Origin of the sequence: Caulobacter soli (assembly GCF_011045195.1) — a bacterium.
Lineage (GTDB): Bacteria > Pseudomonadota > Alphaproteobacteria > Caulobacterales > Caulobacteraceae > Caulobacter > Caulobacter soli.
On record NZ_CP049199.1, the window covers coordinates 4,281,646 to 4,299,218 of the forward strand.

The 17,573-nt window shown below is 70.3% G+C and carries 18 protein-coding genes; 9 read left to right on the plus strand and 9 right to left on the minus strand.

The window, feature by feature from the left end; all coding sequences use genetic code 11:
* The 3 genes from G3M62_RS19930 to G3M62_RS19940 all read right to left on the minus strand — a co-directional run bounded on the left by G3M62_RS19930 (nt 1) and on the right by G3M62_RS19940 (nt 2,805).
* The gene (locus G3M62_RS19930; protein ID WP_246263339.1) at nt 1-1,611 is read right to left on the minus strand and encodes a GspE/PulE family protein; all 1,611 of its coding nucleotides are present in this window, start codon (nt 1,609-1,611) and stop codon (nt 1-3) included.
* A gap of 269 nt (nt 1,612-1,880) precedes the next feature.
* The gene (locus G3M62_RS19935) at nt 1,881-2,114 is read right to left on the minus strand and encodes a response regulator transcription factor (protein ID WP_165190182.1); all 234 of its coding nucleotides are present in this window, start codon (nt 2,112-2,114) and stop codon (nt 1,881-1,883) included.
* A 64-nt stretch (nt 2,115-2,178) separates the two neighbouring features.
* Nucleotides 2,179-2,805, minus strand: coding sequence for an OmpH family outer membrane protein (locus G3M62_RS19940; protein WP_165190184.1), 627 nt, complete (start codon nt 2,803-2,805; stop codon nt 2,179-2,181).
* Between the two features lie 298 nt (nt 2,806-3,103).
* Between G3M62_RS19940 and G3M62_RS26400 the strand changes: the two genes are divergently transcribed.
* The 5 genes from G3M62_RS26400 to G3M62_RS19960 are packed head-to-tail and all read left to right on the plus strand — an operon-like array spanning nt 3,104 to nt 9,818.
* A complete protein-coding gene (locus G3M62_RS26400; protein WP_205691910.1) occupies nt 3,104-4,177 on the plus strand; it encodes a capsular polysaccharide export protein, LipB/KpsS family in 1,074 nt (357 codons plus the stop codon).
* A complete protein-coding gene (locus tag G3M62_RS26405) occupies nt 4,174-5,436 on the plus strand; it encodes a glycosyltransferase family 4 protein (RefSeq protein ID WP_205691911.1) in 1,263 nt (420 codons plus the stop codon). Before G3M62_RS26400 ends, G3M62_RS26405 begins: the two co-directional genes overlap by 4 nt.
* The gene (locus G3M62_RS19950) at nt 5,433-6,251 is read left to right on the plus strand and encodes an ABC transporter permease (protein WP_165190186.1); all 819 of its coding nucleotides are present in this window, start codon (nt 5,433-5,435) and stop codon (nt 6,249-6,251) included. Before G3M62_RS26405 ends, G3M62_RS19950 begins: the two co-directional genes overlap by 4 nt.
* Nucleotides 6,252-6,267: 16 nt before the next feature.
* Nucleotides 6,268-7,479 carry a KpsE/RkpR family capsule polysaccharide export protein gene (locus G3M62_RS19955; RefSeq protein ID WP_165190188.1) on the plus strand — a complete coding sequence of 404 codons (1,212 nt, stop codon included), beginning with the start codon at nt 6,268-6,270 and terminating at the stop codon, nt 7,477-7,479.
* A 2-nt stretch (nt 7,480-7,481) separates the two neighbouring features.
* Complete coding sequence (locus G3M62_RS19960; RefSeq protein ID WP_165190190.1) at nt 7,482-9,818, plus strand: glycosyltransferase family 4 protein; 2,337 nt, start codon at nt 7,482-7,484, stop codon at nt 9,816-9,818.
* Here G3M62_RS19960 and G3M62_RS19965 read toward each other — a convergent pair.
* From G3M62_RS19965 to G3M62_RS19975, 3 genes are read right to left on the minus strand one after another with little or no spacing between them, the layout of a single operon-like run.
* Nucleotides 9,790-10,896 (minus strand): hypothetical protein, encoded by a 1,107-nt coding sequence (locus G3M62_RS19965; RefSeq protein ID WP_165190192.1) that lies wholly within the window; start codon nt 10,894-10,896, stop codon nt 9,790-9,792. The genes G3M62_RS19960 and G3M62_RS19965 overlap by 29 nt on opposite strands.
* A 41-nt stretch (nt 10,897-10,937) precedes the next feature.
* Nucleotides 10,938-12,095, minus strand: coding sequence for a polysaccharide biosynthesis/export family protein (locus G3M62_RS19970; protein WP_165190194.1), 1,158 nt, complete (start codon nt 12,093-12,095; stop codon nt 10,938-10,940).
* Nucleotides 12,092-13,465: a glycosyltransferase family 4 protein gene (locus G3M62_RS19975; protein WP_165190196.1), complete on the minus strand. Its 1,374-nt coding sequence runs from the start codon at nt 13,463-13,465 to the stop codon at nt 12,092-12,094. The genes G3M62_RS19970 and G3M62_RS19975 overlap by 4 nt, the downstream gene beginning before the upstream one ends.
* A 166-nt stretch (nt 13,466-13,631) precedes the next feature.
* On the opposite strand from G3M62_RS19975, the gene G3M62_RS19980 reads away from it, so the two are divergent.
* On the plus strand, nt 13,632-14,294 hold the full coding sequence (locus G3M62_RS19980) for an ABC transporter ATP-binding protein (protein ID WP_165190198.1): 663 nt from the start codon (nt 13,632-13,634) through the stop codon (nt 14,292-14,294).
* Nucleotides 14,295-14,569: 275 nt separating this feature from the next.
* The gene (locus G3M62_RS19985) at nt 14,570-14,761 is read left to right on the plus strand and encodes a hypothetical protein (protein ID WP_165190200.1); all 192 of its coding nucleotides are present in this window, start codon (nt 14,570-14,572) and stop codon (nt 14,759-14,761) included.
* 11 nt (nt 14,762-14,772) lie between these two features.
* Here G3M62_RS19985 and G3M62_RS19990 read toward each other — a convergent pair whose 3' ends face one another.
* From G3M62_RS19990 to G3M62_RS20000, 3 genes are all read right to left on the minus strand, one after another.
* Nucleotides 14,773-15,378, minus strand: coding sequence for a TetR/AcrR family transcriptional regulator (locus G3M62_RS19990; protein ID WP_165190202.1), 606 nt, complete (start codon nt 15,376-15,378; stop codon nt 14,773-14,775).
* Nucleotides 15,379-15,463: 85 nt separating this feature from the next.
* Nucleotides 15,464-16,111: a TetR/AcrR family transcriptional regulator gene (locus tag G3M62_RS19995; RefSeq protein ID WP_165190204.1), complete on the minus strand. Its 648-nt coding sequence runs from the start codon at nt 16,109-16,111 to the stop codon at nt 15,464-15,466.
* Nucleotides 16,108-16,335, minus strand: a complete 228-nt coding sequence (locus tag G3M62_RS20000; RefSeq protein WP_165190206.1) for a CC0731 family SpdR-regulated protein — start codon at nt 16,333-16,335, stop codon at nt 16,108-16,110. The genes G3M62_RS19995 and G3M62_RS20000 overlap by 4 nt, the downstream gene beginning before the upstream one ends.
* 337 nt (nt 16,336-16,672) lie before the next feature.
* Here G3M62_RS20000 and G3M62_RS20005 point away from each other — a divergent pair, with 337 nt between their 5' ends.
* Entirely contained in the window at nt 16,673-16,870 is a 198-nt protein-coding gene (locus G3M62_RS20005; protein WP_165190208.1) for a twin transmembrane helix small protein, read from the plus strand.
* Nucleotides 16,871-16,985: 115 nt separating this feature from the next.
* Nucleotides 16,986-17,564: a cob(I)yrinic acid a,c-diamide adenosyltransferase gene (locus G3M62_RS20010; RefSeq protein WP_165190210.1), complete on the plus strand. Its 579-nt coding sequence runs from the start codon at nt 16,986-16,988 to the stop codon at nt 17,562-17,564.
* Nucleotides 17,565-17,573 lie beyond the last annotated feature (9 nt).

Sequence of the window (17,573 nt, forward strand, 5' to 3'; positions counted from 1 at the left end):
TCAATCCTCCCGGGTCACGCGCAGGACCTCGTCGATCGTCGTCCGGCCCGCCAAGGCCTTCACGACGCCGTCCTGCAGCATGGTGCGCATGCCGGCGGCCACCGCCGCCCGCTCGATCTCGCGCGCCTCGGCCCGAGCCAGCACCAGCCGAGCGATCTCGTCGTCGACCGGCAGCAGTTCCAGGATCGCCAGCCGCCCCTTGAAGCCGCTGTGGTTGCAGGCCTCGCAGCCGGGCGCGCTCCACAGCTGGACAGGTCCGGGACCCAGGCGCTCGGCCCCCGCGCCCAGGGCCGACAACTCGCGCGCGTGGGCCGTGTGCGGCGTGCGGCATGCCGGGCACAGCCGCCGCACCAGCCGCTGGGCCAGGACCGCGTTGACCGTCGAGCTGATCAGGAACGGCTCCATGCCCATGTCGATCAGTCGCGTCACCGCGGCCGAGGCGCTGTTGGTGTGCAGGGTCGACAGGATGGTGTGGCCGGTCAGGGCCGACTGCACGGCCACCTGGGCGGTCTCCAGGTCGCGGATCTCGCCCACCATCATCACGTCGGGATCCTGGCGCAGGAACGAACGCAGCGCCGCGGCGAAGGTCAGGCCGATCGTCGGGCTGACCTGGGTCTGGTTGATCCCCGCCAGGCGGTATTCGATCGGATCCTCGATGGTCAGGATCTTGCGGGTGGGCGCGTTCAGGGCGGCCAGGGCGGCGTAGAGCGTGGTCGTCTTGCCGCTGCCGGTCGGGCCGGTCACCAGCACGATGCCGTGCGGCCGGGACAAGACCTCGAGAAACGGCGGCAGGATGGTTTCGTCGAAGCCCAGCGCGTCGAAGTCCAGCGACAGGTTCGAGCGATCGAGCAGGCGCAGCACCACGCTCTCGCCGTGCAGGGTCGGGGCGGTGGCCACCCGCAGGTCGATGTCCTGCCCCCGCACCGCCAGGCGCATGCGGCCGTCCTGCGGCAGACGGCGCTCGGCGATGTTCAGGTTGGCCAGCACCTTGACGCGCGAGACGAAGGCCGCCTTGACCTGGGGCGGCAAGGTCTCCTGATCGCGCAGGACGCCGTCGATCCGGAACCGCACCTTCAGTCCGTCCTCGGAGGGCTCGGCATGGATGTCGGAGGCCCGCATCTCGGCCGCCCGGGCGATCAGGGCGTTGACCGCCCGCACCACGGGGGCGTCGCTGGCCAGGTCCTTCAGGCGCTCCAGATCGGCCTCGTCGGCCTCGTCCTCGCCGGTGGAGGCCTCGCCCTGGACCGATCCGTAGAGACGATCGAGCGCGGCCTCCACGTCGCCGGCCCGGGCGACCAGCGGACGGACCGGCAGGTCGAAGGCGTAGCCCAGGGCCCGCAGCGCATAGCCGTTGAGCGGATCGACCAGCGCGACCCGCAGCGTCCCGTCATCGACCTGGATCGGCACGGCGCCGACCTCGCGCAGGAAGCGTGGCGAAACCCGCTCGCCGCCGACCGGCGCGGCCGGGAAGTCCCCCGCGTCGATCTGCGGAAGACCGGTGGCCTTGGCCAGGGAGTCGGCCAGGGCGCGCTCTGAGACGAGGCCCAGGCGGGTGAGCACGGCGTCCATGCGCTCGCCGCTCTCGCCCTGGACAGCCCACGCCCGCGACAAGGATTCGCTCGCGACCAGACCGCTGTTTACAATAAAATCTCTGAAATGGTCGCGCTCTGTACTTGTCATGCCGAAATCTCTGTCAGAGCACATTCCGCAAGATGACGGTTATAAGGAAATACAACTCAATGTGTAACAAGAAAATAATGACAATCCTGAGACGATTTATTTATTGGAAAGATGGCAAGCCGATTTATCTTAGGGCGATCGACTTGAGGTGGCAGTGTGCTTTTGTGCAGTCCGACGAAGAGGCGGACGACACGAGGGTTTCACGGCTCGATCAGGTTCAGCTGCAGCGCGATGACCACCGCCCTGAGCTTGTTCACCGCGCCCAGCTTGCGCACGGCGTTGCCCAGGTGGAACTCGACGGTGCGTTCCGACACCTGAATCTCGCGCGCGGTTTCCCCCGTCGTCAGGCCTCGGGCCGCCAGCCGGATGCATTCGATCTCGCGGGCGGTCAGGTTCGGCGGGTCCGGCGCGCGTCCCGAAAGGTCGGCGCTCATGGAAGCCGCCTCGACGCGCCGACCAGACCCCAAGCCATGAGCTCGCGCCTCACCCCGCCCGCCCCTACTTCGCCCTGGGAGCGGCCAAGGCTTCGTCCGGCAGGGTTTCGCGCTGGAAGTCCAGGGTGACGATCTTGGCGTCCAGGGCCGCGATGATGGCCGGCGTCAGGTCGGCGGCGGGATTGCCGCCCAGCATGGCCTCGCGGGCGAACAGCACGCCGCATTTGCGGTCGCCATAGACCTTGGCGATGATCGGCTGGGCTTCCGTGGCGATCCTGGCCAGGGCCTTGGCGCGGGTGGCCTCGATCTCGCGCGAGCGCAGGTTCGCCTTGCGCTGCAGGGCCTCCATGCGCGCGACCAGCGGCTTGCTGCGCGCCTCGAACTGAGCCGCCGGCAAGGTGGTCTTCTGCTCTTCCAGCGCCTTGATCTCGGCCAGCAACGGCTGGCGCTCGTCGTCGATTTCCGACTGGGCGACGCGGGAGATGTTCTTCAGGCGAACGTCGATGGCCTGGCCGACCTTGGCGTCGGCGAACACGGCGTCGCGGCTGAGCGCGCACACCCCGGGCACCACCGGCCCGACCAGGGTGTCGGCGCCCGGCGTGACCGCCTGGGCGGCGGCGGAGCTGGTGACGATCGCGCCGGCCAGAAGGCCGAGACAGATCGGACCGATGGAATTGGACGAACGGGTCATGGCGCACTCTCGCTTGAAGCGCCCCTCCGGATGGCCGTTTGGGCCCGGTGCGGAGCGCTGGAAAACCGCCTCCTGCTTAGAATTCGCCGGCCACGGCCGAACCTGTGGGTTTCAACAGGATGCCGACATCGCACCACCCTGTGGGAACCCACAGGGGCAGAGCCTTCGCCGTTGTGGCAATGGCCACCGATCCGCTCCGTTCTTCGGGCCTCTTCGAGCCGTCATGCCCTCCGCGCCGCCCCCCATTTCAGAGCCGCGAGAAGGTCCGCCGGCCGGGCTGCCGCCGGAAGGGCCGCCGTTGGTCGTCTGCGTCGGAATCTCGGCGTGGAAGCGCGCCGCCGTCGCCCGGCTGATCGGCGACCAGGGCCGCGACCTCGTGTTCACCGACGACGCCCGCGCGGCCGTGCGCCTCGCGGCGAGCCGGCGCGGCGCGATCGGCGTCTGGCCGTCCCGCGCCCCGCCGCGCCTGGCCGAGCTGGCCCGGACCGCCGGCGCGCCGCTGGTGCGGATCGAGGACGGCTTCATCCGGTCGTCGGGCCTGGGCGCGGACTGCCGCCCGCCCGCCTCGATCACACTGGACCGGGCCGGCGTCCACTTCGATCCCGGCCGCCCCAGCGACCTGGAGCGCCTGCTGCGCGAGACCCGCTTCGACACCGCCCTGACCGACCGGGCCGAGCGTCTGGTCCGCCGGATCGTCGCCCTGGGCGTGACCAAGTACAACCTGCCCGGCCAGGCGTTCGCCGTCGCCGTGGACGGCCGCCGGACGGTGCTGGTCGCGGGCCAGGTCGAGGACGACCTGTCCGTGCGACTGGGCGGGGCCGGCGTGGCCGGCAACCTCGACCTGCTGCGTCGCGCGCGAGCGCTGGAGCCCGACGCCCGGATCCTCTATCGCCCTCATCCCGACGTCGAGGCCGGCCATCGCCAGGGCGCGGTCGCCGACGCCGAGGCCCTGCGCCACGCCGATCATGTGGTGCGCGGCCACGCCCTGCCCGTCCTGCTCGACGTAGTCGACGCCGTTCACGTGCTGACGTCGCAGACCGGCTTCGAGGCGCTCCTGCGGGGTCGCGAGGTCGTGGTCCACGGCCAGCCTTTCTACGCCGGCTGGGGCCTGACGCGCGACCTGGCGCCGCCACCTCGCCGCGACCGCCGCCTCGCCCTGGCCGAACTGGCGGCCGGCGCGTTGATCCTCTACCCGCGCTACATCGATCCCGACACCGGCGCGCCCTGCACGCCCGAAGCCCTGGTGGATTGGCTGGCCGAGCGGCCAAGGCCGCGTCCGGCCCTGCTGCCGATGCTTCGCCGCCTGCAGGCCGGGGGCCGCCGGAGCCTGGGCCTGCGGCCGCCCGCTCAAACTCTGGAAGCCACCGCGTGAACAGCCTGGTTCCCCACGCCCGGGCCTTCGTCGCCGCCCGGCCGGAGCCGGCTCCGGCCGAGGCCCCGCAGATCGTGCTGGATCTGTCGCGCCTGCTCTCGCGCCTGCTGCACGCCACCCCCACGGGTGTCGATCGCGTCGAAATGGCCTATGCCCGCACCCTGCTGCGGCTGGCCCCCGACCGCCTGCGCCTGGCCGCCATCCATCCGCTGGGCTGGCACGGCCGGCTGCCCGCCGCCGCCGCCGTCGGCTTCCTGAAGACGACCCAGCGCCGCTGGTCGGGCGAGGCCGGCGACCAGACCGCCTGGGGCCGGCTGGGGCATCTGGTCGGGTCGGGCCTGAGCCTGGCGCCGCGCCCCGTGGGTCGCCCGCGCGAGGCCGTCTACCTGCACCTGTCGGCCCGAGGCCTGGAGCGCACCGACCTCTTCCGCGCGCTGCTGCGGCGCGAGCGGGCCCGGTTCGTGCCCTTCGTCCACGACCTGATCCCGCTGACCCATCCCGAATACGCCCGCCCCGGCGGCGCGGCTCTCTACGCGCGCAAGATCGCCACCGTCACCAGCCTGGCCTCGGCCGTCGTGGTCAATTCCCGCGACACCGCGCGGGCCCTGGCCCCGTACCTGGCGGCGACCGGTCGCGACATCCCCGTCCACGTCGCCCCCCTGGCGCCCGACTTCGCGCCCGACCACGCGTCCCGTTCGGCGCCGGACGCGCCGCCCTATTTCGTCGCCCTGGGCACCATCGAGCCGCGCAAGAACCACCTGCTGCTGCTGAATGTCTGGCGGCGCCTGGCCCAGACCCTGGGTCCGCACGCCACGCCCCGCCTGGTGCTGATCGGCCGGCGCGGATGGGAGAACGAGAACGTGCTGGACCTGCTGGACCGCTGCCCGCTGTTGCGGATGGTGGTGACCGAACACAACCGCCTGCCCGACCTGGAGGTGCGGCGGCTGGTGGCCGGCGCGCGGGCCCTGCTGATGCCCTCGTTCGCCGAGGGCTACGGCCTGCCGGTCGCCGAGGCCCTGGCCTTGGGGACGCCGGTGGTGGCCAGCGACCTGCCGGCCCTGCGCGAGACCGGCGGCGCGGCGCCCGACTATCTCGATCCACTGGACGGCCCGGCCTGGAGCCAAGCGGCGCTGGACTACACGGTCGCCGACTCGCCCCGCCGCCGCGCCCAGCTGACCCGGCTGCGCGGCTGGCGCGCGCCGACCTGGGACGACCATGTCGCCGGGGTGCTCGAGTTCCTGGCGGAGACGGCGCGATGAGACCGGTCTCGTCCACGCGCGCCAAAGGCGGCTTCTCGACCTTGATCCAGGGCTTCGACGTGCAGCGCCACGTCATCGGCGCCCTGATCATGCGGGAGCTGCACACCCGCTACGGCCGCGAGAACATCGGCTATCTCTGGATGATCGTGGAGCCGATGCTGCTGGCCGCCGCCGTCGGGGCCTTGCACGCCAAGGCCGGCGGCGGCCATGCCGGGATCTTCCACCCGGTGCCCTTCGCCCTGGGCGGCTACTGCGTCTTCATGATCTTCCGCTCGGTGATCGGCCGGTCCGAGACGACGCTGGAGGCCAACAAGCCCCTGCTCTACCACCGCACGGTCACCCTCTTCGACATGCTGCTGGCCCGGGCGCTGCTCGAGGGCGCGGCCACGCTGGCGGCGCTGGTGATCCTGCTGGCCGGGACCTGGGCCCTGGGCATGGGCGCGCCGATCGCCCGTCCGCTGACCTTCATCGGCGCGGTGCTGCTGATGACCTGGTTCGCCTTCGCCCTGTCGATGCCGGTCTGCGCGGCCTCCTATCTGAGCAAGGCGGTCGGCAAGTTCGTCCACCCGATCATCTATATCGCCATGCCGATCTCGGGCGGCTTCTTCCTGCTCGCCTGGATCCCCCAGCCGTTCCGCGGCTGGCTGTCCTGGTCGCCGCTGAATCAGATCTTCGAGATGCTGCACACCAGCCAGTTCGAAGCCATCGAGAGCCGGTATTTCGACCCCCTCTACATCGTCGAATGGTGCCTGGCGCTGACCCTGGTGGGTCTTCTGTCGCTGCGCGTCGTGCGACCGCATGTGCATTTGACCTGAGCCCGGAGCCCGCACCATGGACGGCTACGTCCCCACCGCAGAGCCCGCCGCCCCCCTGGATCCGGAACGCCCGACCCGGGTTCCCGACTGGTCGCCCCCGCCCGCCAGCGCCAAGGCCCCGCCCGAGCCGGCCTGGCGCGCCTGGCTGAAGGCGTCGCGGGCCTTCCTTCTGATCGTGATGCTGCCCACCCTGACGGTCGCGGCCTTCGAATACCTGGTCGCCGCCGACCAGTACGAATCCGAGGCCCATTTCATCGTGCGCGCCGCCCAGTCCGGTGGCGGCGGAAGCAGCCTGGGCCAGCTTCTGGGTCTGGGCGGCGGCAATCCGTCGGCGGCCGAGGCCTACGGGGTGAGCGACTATCTGCTGTCCCACGACGCCGTGGCGGCCGCCCGCCGCACGATCGACCTGCCGGCCCTCTTCCGCCGTCCGCAGGCCGATGTCATCACCCGCCTGTGGTCGGCCCGGCCGGCGCCCGAGACCCTGCTCAAATACTATCGCCGCCAGGTTCAGGTGCGCTTCGATTCCGAGACCGGCATCACCACCCTCAGCGTCCGGGCCTTCCAGCCGGCGGACGCCCACGATCTGGCCGAGACCCTGCTGCGGCTGGGCGAGGGCCGGATCAACACCCTCAATCAGCGGGCGCTGGACGACGGCCTGTCGGTGGCCCGCCGCCAGCTGGCCGAGGCCGAGGCCGAGGTCGCCCAATCCCAGAGCTCGGTGACCCGCTTCCGCCAGGACGGCCGCGACATCGATCCCGAGCGCACCAGCGCCGCCCAGATCACCCTGGCCGCCGGCCTGATGCAGCAACTGGCCCAGGCTCGTAGCCAGCTGGACGGCATGCGACGCTCGATCGATCCCGCCAGCCCGCAATATGTGGCCCTGGCCAATCAGGTGCGCGCGCTGGAGGCCCAGACCGCCGCCGCCCAGGGCCGGCTGGCCGGATCCAGCGGCTCGATCGCCCCAGGCCTGGGCGCCTACGAGGGCCTGCGCCTTCGCCAGCAGTTCGCCGCCAAGCGCTACGAGGCCGCCGCCCAGGCCCTGCAGGCCGCGCGCGAGCGTTCCCTGACCCAACAGACCTTCCTGGTGCGCGTGGTCGAGCCGAACCTGCCGGGCAAGGCGCTCTATCCCAAGCGCCTGAAGACCGTGGCCACGGTGTTCTTCTGCCTCCTGCTCGCCTACGCCGTCGGCTGGCTGGTCCTGGCCGGCGTTCGCGAACACGCGAGCTGACCATGACCCTGGCCTTGAAGCTGCACAAATCCGCCGGCGTTCCGGTGACCGCCGCCGTCCACCGGCGCCTGACCCTGGCCAACGGGGCCCGTGACGCCCGTGACTGGGCCACCGCCGCCCAGGCCTATGGCGAGGCCCTGGCCCTGGCGCCGGAGCTGGCCCACATCTGGATCCAGCGCGGCCACGCCCTGAAGGAACTGGCCGACCACGCCGGGGCCGAGACCGCCTATCGCCGGGCCCTGGCCCTGCAACCCGACGCCGCCGAACCGCACCTGCACCTGGGCCACCTGCACAAGCTGCGCGGCGAACAAGCGGCGGCGGGCCGGGCCTATCTGCGCGCCGCCCAGGCCGCCCCCGGCCATGCCGACGCCCTGGACGAGCTTCAGAACCTGGCCGAACGCGATCCGTCGGCGGATCCGACCGGCCTGCTGGCGCTGCTCGAGGCGCGTGGCGGCGCATCGGCCTCCGACGCCTGGGACTGGACGGCGGGCCAGGTCGACGATCCGGCCGGCTCGGCGCGGGACCATCACGACGCCACCACCCCGGCGCTGATCTTCGACGCCTCGGACCTGATCAGCTATTTCCGCAACGCCCGCCTGCCCACCGGCATCCAGCGCGTGCAACTGGAAACCATCGCCAGCGCCCTGCGGGCCGGCCACCGGCCGGTGCGGGTCTGCGCCTTCGCCCAGCATCGTGACGAGTGGCTGGAGATTCCCGCGGCCGCCTTCCTGACCCTGCACCGGCTGAGCCTGGCCAGCGGCGACCGCGGCGCCCCCGACTGGATCGCCGCCATCGCCCGCCTGCGGATGCTGCTGCTGGTGGCCGAGCCGATGGAATTTCCCAGCGGCGCGTTCCTGATCAATCTGGGCACCTCCTGGTGGCTGCAGAACTACTTCCTGTTCGTGCGCCAGGCCAAGGCGGCGCGGCGCATCCGGTACGTGCCGTTCGTGCACGACCTGATCCCGATCATGGCCGGCGAGCATTGCACCCGCGAGCTGGTTCAGGACTTCATCAGCTGGGTGATCGGCGCCTTCGACCACGCCGACTTCTTCCTGGTGAACTCCGAAGCCACCAAACGCGACCTGCTCAAGGCGGCCGAGATGCTGGGTCGCACGCTTGATCCGGAAGCCATAGCCGTGATCCGGCTGGACGCCGACATCCGCAAGGCGGGCGTCGCGCCCGTGCCCCAGACGGCGCTGAGCCGCTGGGGCCTGGGCCGCGCGCCGTTCGTGCTGTTCGTCTCGACCATCGAGTCGCGCAAGAACCACCTGGGGGCCTTCGAGGCCTGGATCGAGCTGCTACGCCGCCACGGGCCGCACAAGGTTCCCAAGCTGGTCTGCGTGGGCAATCGCGGCTGGCTGAACGACGCCGTCTACGCCCAGCTCGACGCCCATGCCGGGCTGAGCGACAAGGTCGTGATGCTGACGGGCCTGTCGGACGCCGAGCTGGAGCGGCTCTACCGGTCCTGCCTCTTCACCCTCTATCCCAGCCGTTACGAGGGCTGGGGTCTGCCGGTCACCGAGTCCCTTTGCCACGGCAAGGTCCCGCTCATCTCCGACGCCTCGTCCTTGCCCGAGGCCGGCGGCCCGCATGCGGTGACGTTCGAGTCCGGCTGCACGCCCCGCCTGGTCGAGGCTCTGGAGCGCCTGATCTTCGACGCCGACTTCCGCGAGAAGCGCGAACGCGCGATCGTCGAGAGCTTCCAGCCGCGCACCTGGCTCGCCATCGCCGACCAGATGGCCCAGAGCGCCGCCGACTGGACGCGCGGCGCCGTCCAGCGCGACGCGGACATTCCCCAGGCCCAAATGGGCGCCTATCACCCCATCGTCCGCAATTTCGAGACCCGCATCTGGCGCGGCATGCGGTCGGCCGAGATCTACCGAGCCGGTCCCGGCTGGTGGAGCCCGGACAACTGGGGCTGCTGGACCAAGGCCGAGGGTGGCAGGCTGGAGATCGCCGTGCCCGAAGGCGTGGGCCCGCTGCGCCTCTACGTGCAGGTCCACGCCCCGCCCCAGAAGGCTTGCGGCTATCGCCTGACCTGTTCGGGCGCGGCCGAGCCTCGCGAAGGGGCGCTCAAGGCCGGGGCCTTCCGCTGGTTGACCCTGGACGTCGATCCGCCCGCCGACCTGGTGCTGCGCGTCGGGCTCGAAGGCGATTCCGTCGAGGATCTGGCCGACGTCACCGACGGGCTGGACCGGCGGTTCGTCGGCGTCGGCCTGACCGGCTTCTTCCTCTGCGCCGCCGACGACCTGATCGCCCGCGCCAACTTCCTGGAAGCCGTCGCCCTGGGCAATATCGACGACCTGGCCTTCAACCGCGAGAAGCCCGAAGCCCGGTGAAGGTCCTGACCTCGGTCAGGGCGAACGGGTGGGCGTCGAAGGTCAGCATGGCCGAGGGGAACCCCAGGTCGTCGAACCAGCCCCGCCCCTCGTGCACCAGGGCCACGGACAGGTCGTAGCGGCCGGACGCCAGGCCGGACAGGGCCAGGTCGAACGCGAACCGACCGACGGCGCCCGGAGCCATCGCCGTGTCGGAGAAGATGAAGCGGTGCTCGTCGACGTGCGGGCCCGTCTCGCCGTTTCGCCAGAGCCGCGCGCCCACGCGCACGCCTTCGGCCAGGCGGATCGGGACCGGGCTGACATTCGTCACCGTGCCAGCCAGCCGCAGCCGGCCGTCGGCGGACAGCGTCGGGCCGGCGGCGTCGAGCGCCAGCGCGTGGCGGCGCGCGGACGCCCAGGCGACGTAGCGGTCGGCGATCTCGGCTGGTGACGGCGGGTCGCCGCCGATCGCGCCATCGAACACTTGGCGAAGCAGGTCCGAGGCGCGCAGGGCGGCCAACGGCGCGGCGTGGGCCAGGGGCGCCTCGCCGATCTGGACCACGCGAGCGTGCGGCGCCAGGCGATGCGCGTGGGCCAGGTCCAGCACGGCGTCCTCGCCGTCCGCCGCCGTGTAGATCATCGCCTGACCGGGCGCCGCCAGCTCCGGCGCGGCGTAGAGCGGCGCCAGGTCAAGATAGGGCGAGACCGGGCGCGCCGCCTGCACCCGAGACAGCTGTTCCGGCCAGCGCCGATCGCCGAGGTCCGCCAGCGGCTCGGCCGCCAGCAGCGTCTGGGGCGCGAAGGCCAGGATGGCGTCCGCGGCCAGCAGCCGGCCGTAGAGCAGGGCCGCGTAACCGCCCATGCTGTAGCCCAGGAAGACGGTGCGCTCGTAACCCTCGGTGCGCCCGGCCAGAAAGCGGGCCAGACCCTCGACCCCGCCCTCGACGCCCGGCACGGCGTGATACCAGGACGTGGCCACGTCGCGCAGCAGCAGCACCGAGCAATCGTCGCGCTCGGCCAGCCGCTCGAACTCGTAGCCCAGGCCGGCCTGGTCGCGCCCCAGACTCGAAAAGGCCACCACCAGGGTCGAGGCCGCCACGTGCCGCTCGCGATGAAAGCCCCTGGAAGCGGGCGGCGACGTCACCGCGTGAGCACCTTGGCCGTATAGATCGGCGAGAAGAACAGGTTGAGGATCTGGGCGATCTTGGTCGGCTGGTTCGATCGCGCGTTGGCGATGTAGATCACGTCGCGCGGCCGCATTTCGAAGCCCTGGGCCAGGAAGTAGCTCCGGGCCTTGAGCAGGTCCAGGCGATAGGCCACCGGCCGGGCGCCGGCCATCGGCGCGCCGTCGGTCGCGCTGGGCTGATAGCGGAACACGAACACGGCCGAGGCGTCGGCCTGCTGGTCGCTGGGACCGCCGGCGCGGGCGATGGCCTCGGCCAACGAAACGCGAGGACTCTGGAAGGCCACCTCCGACACCTTCCCAGCGGCCCCGAACACCGTGAAGCTCCTGGGCTGGAAGGTCACCGTCACCCGGTCGCCCCCGCGCAGCGGCACGTCGTCCGGCGAGCCGGCCACCAGGGCGGCCAGCGGGATCGTCGCGCCATGACCGTCGCGACCAAGTTGCACGGTGCTGTCCTGGACGGCGTAGCTGGGACCGCCAACCAGGGCAACCGCGTCCGAAAGGCGCTCGCCCGCCAGGCTCAGGGGCACGCGCCCCGGCTTCTTGACGTCGCCCGTCACCATCACGGTGTTGGCCAGGTTCTCGCGCACGCCGACCACCACCTGCGGATCCTGCGACTTGCCGCGCAGGGCTCGGGCGATCTCCGCGGCCAGGACGTCGGGCGTCTTGCCCGCCGCCGTCAGCCGACCGATCCACGGCAGGGCGATCGCGCCGTCGCGGCCCACCGTGATCGGCGGCAGGGTCTCGGCCGCCCCGGTCGGCGGCGCGAGGGCGCCCGTACCGCTCACGGACGTCGAGCGCGCTCCGAACAGGCCCACTCCGACCTCGTAGATCGAGATGTCCAGCACGTCGCCGGGACCCAGCAAGTCGGCGGAACCGTCGGCGCCCCGCCCGACCAGGCTGGCCGGGCCGGCGGCCGCCGACGACAGGCTCGCCACGGCGGCGGCGTCGATGTCGACGATGCTGAAGTCGCCGGACTGGCGCTGGGCGGCGCCGATCGCGTCGGCCGTCGGCCCGCTGGACGGCAGGCTGGCGCAGGCGCCGAGCACGGCGAGCATGGGCGCCAGGCTCAGGAAGCCGGCGATGCGGGTCCAGGACCGCGAGGATGAGATCACGGGACGTCTCCGGAAAGGGGCGCGCCGCGCAGGCGGGACGCGGCGGGATCGAGCAGTCGAGCGTGCAGGGCGGCCAGGCGGTCCTGGTAGGCGTCCAGCGAGAACAGGGCCGCGCGCTCGCGGCCGGCCGCGCCCAGTCGGGCGCGCAGGGCGTCGTCGCCGTCCAGTTCGCGCAGGGCGCCGGCCATGGCGGCGACGTCGTAGGGATCGACCAGACGTCCGGCCGCGCCGACCACCTCCGGCAGGGCGGCGGTGTCGCCCGCCATCACCGGCGCGCCCAGCGTCATGGCCTCCAGCGCCGGCAGGCCGAAGCCTTCGTAGAGCGAGGGGAACAACACCGCCCGCGCGCCCTGGACCAGGGTCCGCAGATGATCGGCCGGCAGGTAGTCGATCCGCCGGATCCGCTCCGCGCCGGGCAGGCGCGCGCCGTACGCGCCGTCCAGCAGCCGCAGCTCCTCGTCGGCCAGCCAGGCCCGCGGCCCCACCAGCACCAGCGGCGTCGCGGTCTCGGCGGCCAGATAGGCCTCGATCAGCCGGCCGACGTTCTTCTTGGGCTCGATGGCGCCGAAGAACAGGAAATAGCCCTGGGGCTGGAGGTCGAACAGCGTGCGCAGCCGCGCGGTCAGCGCCGTCGCGTCCAGCGGAGCCGGCGCCAGGCTGGACTGGTAGGTGTTGGTCACCCGGCCGGGATCGACGGAAAACAGGTCGAGAATGTCGCGCCGCGAGGCCTCGGACACCGTGACCACATGGTCGGCCGTGGCCAGGCACCGGCGGATCAGCCGCTCGTGATAGGCCTTGTCGTCCAGCGTCGTGAACGGCAGGCGCAGCGGCACCAGGTCGTGCACGGTGTAGACGTTCAGCGCCCCTTCCAGCCGCAGAGGCAGCGGGTAGGTCCAGTGCATGATCGCCGGCGGATCGGGCAGGCGGACGGTCATGAAGCGGCCGTAGCGGCGGAAATGGCGCGCGCCGAGATGGAAGAGACCGCCCAGGGTGAACAGGCGATCGAACGCCGGCAACCGCTGGGCCAGGCCCTCGCGCACCACCCTGCCCGCGACCGGGATCTCCAGCGGCTCGCGCGCGCCGGGCGACAGGAAGACGCGCCGCGCGGCCTGGCGCAGGGTGACCTTTCCGCCCGCCTCCCGCCCCGCGCCTTCGGCCAGGCGGGCGAAGAACAGGGTCTCGCGCAGGGGCTCGGGCGTGCGCTTGGGCACGTCCAGGCCGTAGATCACGTCGATCGAGCGGCCCAGCCCGCGCAGGGCGTGACTCAGAACCCGGCCGTACGTCGCCACCCCCGTGCCGCGCGGCAGAGCCAGGTTGAACCCATCCAGGCCGACCCGCACGTCAGGCCCAGCTTCTACGACCAAGACCATAGACCTTCATGTTCTGGAATATATTTCCAATAATTAAGTCTATGATCGATACCGCCTCTCGTATTGAAGTAATTATTCGTGAATTTCTGCAAATTTTAGCTAAATTATATTGACATGATTGAAGTGAAAATTCGATATTCGCCGTGAAATCACGGACAAGATCGACATGATCTCCCTCATCGACATCAACAAGATCTATCATGGGCGGAACCTGACCAAGCAGGTGCTGCACGACGTCAGCTTCACCGTGCGCCCCGGCGACGCCCTGGGCGTGTGCGGCGCCAACGGCGCGGGCAAGTCGACCCTGCTGCGGCTGATCGCCGGCGTCGAACACCCCTCGTCCGGCCGGGTGCGACGCGAGATGTCGGTGTCCTGGCCGCTGGGCTATTCCAGCTGCTTCCAGAGCAGCCTGACCGGCGCGGACAACGCCCGCTTCATCGCGCGCATCTACCGCCGGCCGATCGACGATCTGCTGGCCTTTGTCGACGATTTCGCCCAGCTGGGACGCTACTTCCACCAGCCGGTGAAGACCTATTCCGCCGGCATGGCCGCGCGCCTGGCCTTCGCCGTGTCGCTGGCCATCGACTTCGACTGCTACCTGGTGGACGAGATCACCGGCGTCGGCGACGAGCGGTTTCGCGACCGCTGTCAGCAGGCCCTGACGAGCCGCCGCGCGGCCGGCACCCTGGTGATGGTCTCGCACAACGCCGACACCCTGCGCAGCCACTGCAGCCGCGGCGCGGTGATCCAGGACGGCCAGGTTCGACTCTACGACTCGATCGACGAGGCGATCGAGGTTCATCGCCATGCCCAGCGGACGGCGGCCTGAGCGCGCCGCGCGGCGACGCATCCAGCGGCCCACGCGCGCGAATATCTTGTCGACCGCCCAAGCCACGCCAGACCAACCACCACCCCAGGGCGCGCCGAACAGGCCGCCGCCAAGCCTGGACATGGCCTCGAACGCGCCCTCCGCGCACCTGTGGGTTTCCACAGGCTCCGCGCGATCGCCGCGCGCGGAATGGCGGCCGCGGGATTGATCCGACCGACAAAAACCAGCCCGACAATTGCAGGTTGCACGGCGTCAGTCCCGAAAGAGCACACGCCATGCCGCCCAGCCGTCGCCGCCCGTTCCGCGCCTTCGCCAAGACCGAGACCGGCGGGGCGGCCGTGGAGAACGCGTTGATCTTGAGCCTGACGGCGGTGATGCTCTATTCGCTGAAGACCACCACCGGCGTCGCGGCGCTGATCAAGCCGCTGCAGCAGGCCGTGGCCACGCTGGTGCGGGCCCTGGGCTAGGCGCGAACGCGCTAAGCGGTCGGCCGCCAGCCCTGGGCGATGAACAGGATCTGCTTGTCCATCAGCGCCGACAGCTCGGCCGCGTTCGCCTGGCGGCAGGCGGCCAGGCGGTAGTTCCAGGCATAGGCGGCCTTGAGCACCTCGATGGCCAGCTCGGGGTCGAGGTCGGCGCGGACGTCGCCGCGCTCCACGCCGCTGGCCAGCACCTCGCGCAGCATCTGGGTCAGCGGCTCGTTGCGACCGAACGGCGTGATGCCGGGGTCTTGGCTCGAGCTGTACGAGGCCGCGATGTGGGCCAGGAACAGCTTCACCCGCCGGGTTTCATATTCGTAGTGGATGGCGAAGATCGAGCACAGCCGGTCGGCGGTCGAGCCGCGCAGGAACGGCACGACGCGGTCGAACTCGGCATAGAGTTCGCCCAGACGCTTATCCATGACATGGCTCAGCACCTCGGCCTTGGAGGCGAAGGTGGTGAAGACGCTGCCGACCGAGACCCCCGCCCGTTCGGCGATCGCCCGAATGGTGGTCTCTTCGTAGCCCGTCTCGTTGAACAGATCGCGCGCGGCCTCGAGGACCTTCTCGCGCGTCGCCTGCTTCTGATCGTCTCTTACGCCCACGCACTGTCCCCCCGGATCTTGCGTCGCTTATTTGAAATCCGCCGACGGACGCCCTGAGAAGGAGCGTCCGCCCTCGACCCTGACCTTACGCGCGAGCGCCGGCCAGGATGACCTTCAGTTGATCCGAAAGCCGCGACAGCAGCGCCTCAACCGACCAGGCGTCGAAAATGGCCCGGCGGTAGTTGGCCACATACACGTCCCAGATGATCTCGGCGAGCAGCTTAACGTCCGCGTCCTTTTTCAGTTCACCGCGTTCTGTCCCGCGGGTCAGCACGCCGTTCAGCAGGGCGAAGATGTGCTTGAGGTGGCCGCGGTTGCGGCGCTCGGCGGTTTCCGACCGGGTCCAGGAGACGGCGATGCTGGCTTGCAGCAGCGGCAGTTGCTCGACGTGGAAGCCGTAGGCGACGGCGAACATGCCGATGACGCCTTCTTCGACGCTCGTGGCGTTCACGCCGGCCTGCTTCATCTGGGCGTAGATGACTTCGTAGTCGGCGGTCAGGATCTCGTCGAACAGCTCGCTCTTGTCCGAGAAGCTGGCGAACACCGCGCCCGTCGACATGCCGGCGGCCTGGGCGATGTCGCGGATGGTTGCGCCTTCATAGCCCCGCTCGGTGAACAGGCGGCGGGCGGCCGACAGGACGCGTTCGCGCGTGCGCTGCTTGGCCAGGGCCCGGCGGGTCAGCTTGACCGGGGTTTCGGTCGGGGACTCGATGTTCAGGGATACAAAGCTCATTCCACAGTCTCCAGGCGAGCAAGCGCGGCTTCGGCGCGCTTCTCGAATTCATTGCAGTATTCATCGACGACGTTGGTGAGAACGTCGGCGTAACGGCGCGCCAGGGCGCGTCCGTCCTGCGCGGCGTCGCGCAGGTCAGCGATCAGTTGGCGGACTTCCGCCATGGCGTCTTCGCGCTCGGACGCGGAGAAGTCGGCGACGGTGGCGCAAGCGCTCTGTGCCATTCAGGTTTCTCCTGCCTCCCCGCTGGGAAAGGGCGCTGACATGACCTGCGGTGAGGAGTTGATCATGTTCAACGAACGCGTACTAGAATTTGAAGGTGGCGCGTTTATCCCCTGCCGCAAGGGCACGCAACCTAAAAACTGAACCAAAATCGCCGAACGGCAGCGTTTCCGTCATGTATGGTACCGCTAGCGCGCGGTCACTGCGACAAATGCACTCAACGAACAGAGTCGGCGAATCTCGATATGGAACGCGAAACGTCGCCGTCGGAAGGCGTGGCGCGCGCGATTCCACGGTCGGTCTGGTCAAGCCTGGACCGAGGGCCTACCTTTTGCCCTCATGACTCACCTGTTCGACTTCCTGATCCCGATCGTGCTGGGCGCGGTCCTGATCACCCTCTGCATCGGCATCTTCGCCCTGTTCAAGGGCGGCGATTTCGGACGCTCCTATTCCAACAAGCTGATGCGCCTGCGCGTGGCGCTGCAGTTCCTCGCCGTTCTGGTGCTGGTCGCCGCCTTCTGGTGGAAAAGTCACTGATCGACGAACGGCGCTCTCTCAATGAGCGAGTGAAACAGAAGGTTGCGCCACTGGCGCTAGGACAACTTGCCCTAGGACATTTTGGCCCAACGCGCCCAGGTAGAGGAGCCGAGCGATGGTCACGCTGAACCGCATCTACACCCGCACCGGCGACAAGGGCCTGACGCGGCTGTCCACCGGCCAGCCGGTCAGCAAGGCCAGCTTGCGCGTCGAGGCCTATGGCGGGGTCGACGAGACCAACGCCTTCATCGGCGTCGCGCGCCAGCACACCAAGGCCGACGTCGAACTCGACGCCTTGCTGGAGCGGATCCAGAACGACCTGTTCGACCTGGGCGCGGATCTGGCCACCCCCGAGCAGAACGAAAAGCCCGCATGGGAGCCGCTGCGGATCGTCGACAGCCAGGTCGAGCGGCTAGAGCGCGAGATCGACGCGATGAACGCGCGGCTCTCGCCCCTGACCTCGTTCGTCCTGCCCGCCGGCAGCCCCGCCTCGGCCGCCCTGCACGTGGCCCGCACCGTCTGCCGCCGCGCCGAGCGCAAGGTGGTGGAGCTGATGGGCGTGGAAGAAGAGATCGTGTCGGACGCGGCGCTGAAGTACCTCAACCGCCTGTCGGACCTGCTGTTCGTCGCCTCGCGCCGCGCCAACGACGACGGGGCGGCGGATGTGCTGTGGAAGCCGGGGGCGACGCGGTAGACGATAAGC

Bases quoted from the DNA above. Each gene is read 5' to 3' on its own strand.
- G3M62_RS19955 (WP_165190188.1), top strand. From the start codon at position 6,268: ATGGACGGCTACGTCCCCACCGCAGAGCCCGCCGCCCCCCTGGATCCG.
- G3M62_RS19985 (WP_165190200.1), top strand. From the start codon at position 14,570: ATGCCGCCCAGCCGTCGCCGCCCGTTCCGCGCCTTCGCCAAGACCGAG.
- G3M62_RS20010 (WP_165190210.1), top strand. From the start codon at position 16,986: ATGGTCACGCTGAACCGCATCTACACCCGCACCGGCGACAAGGGCCTG.
- G3M62_RS19940 (WP_165190184.1), bottom strand. From the start codon at position 2,805: ATGACCCGTTCGTCCAATTCCATCGGTCCGATCTGTCTCGGCCTTCTG.
- G3M62_RS19950 (WP_165190186.1), top strand. From the start codon at position 5,433: ATGAGACCGGTCTCGTCCACGCGCGCCAAAGGCGGCTTCTCGACCTTG.
- G3M62_RS19995 (WP_165190204.1), bottom strand. From the start codon at position 16,111: ATGAGCTTTGTATCCCTGAACATCGAGTCCCCGACCGAAACCCCGGTC.
- G3M62_RS19975 (WP_165190196.1), bottom strand. From the start codon at position 13,465: ATGGTCTTGGTCGTAGAAGCTGGGCCTGACGTGCGGGTCGGCCTGGAT.
- G3M62_RS19980 (WP_165190198.1), top strand. From the start codon at position 13,632: ATGATCTCCCTCATCGACATCAACAAGATCTATCATGGGCGGAACCTG.
- G3M62_RS19960 (WP_165190190.1), top strand. From the start codon at position 7,482: ATGACCCTGGCCTTGAAGCTGCACAAATCCGCCGGCGTTCCGGTGACC.
- G3M62_RS20000 (WP_165190206.1), bottom strand. From the start codon at position 16,335: ATGGCACAGAGCGCTTGCGCCACCGTCGCCGACTTCTCCGCGTCCGAG.
- G3M62_RS20005 (WP_165190208.1), top strand. From the start codon at position 16,673: ATGACTCACCTGTTCGACTTCCTGATCCCGATCGTGCTGGGCGCGGTC.
- G3M62_RS19935 (WP_165190182.1), bottom strand. From the start codon at position 2,114: ATGAGCGCCGACCTTTCGGGACGCGCGCCGGACCCGCCGAACCTGACC.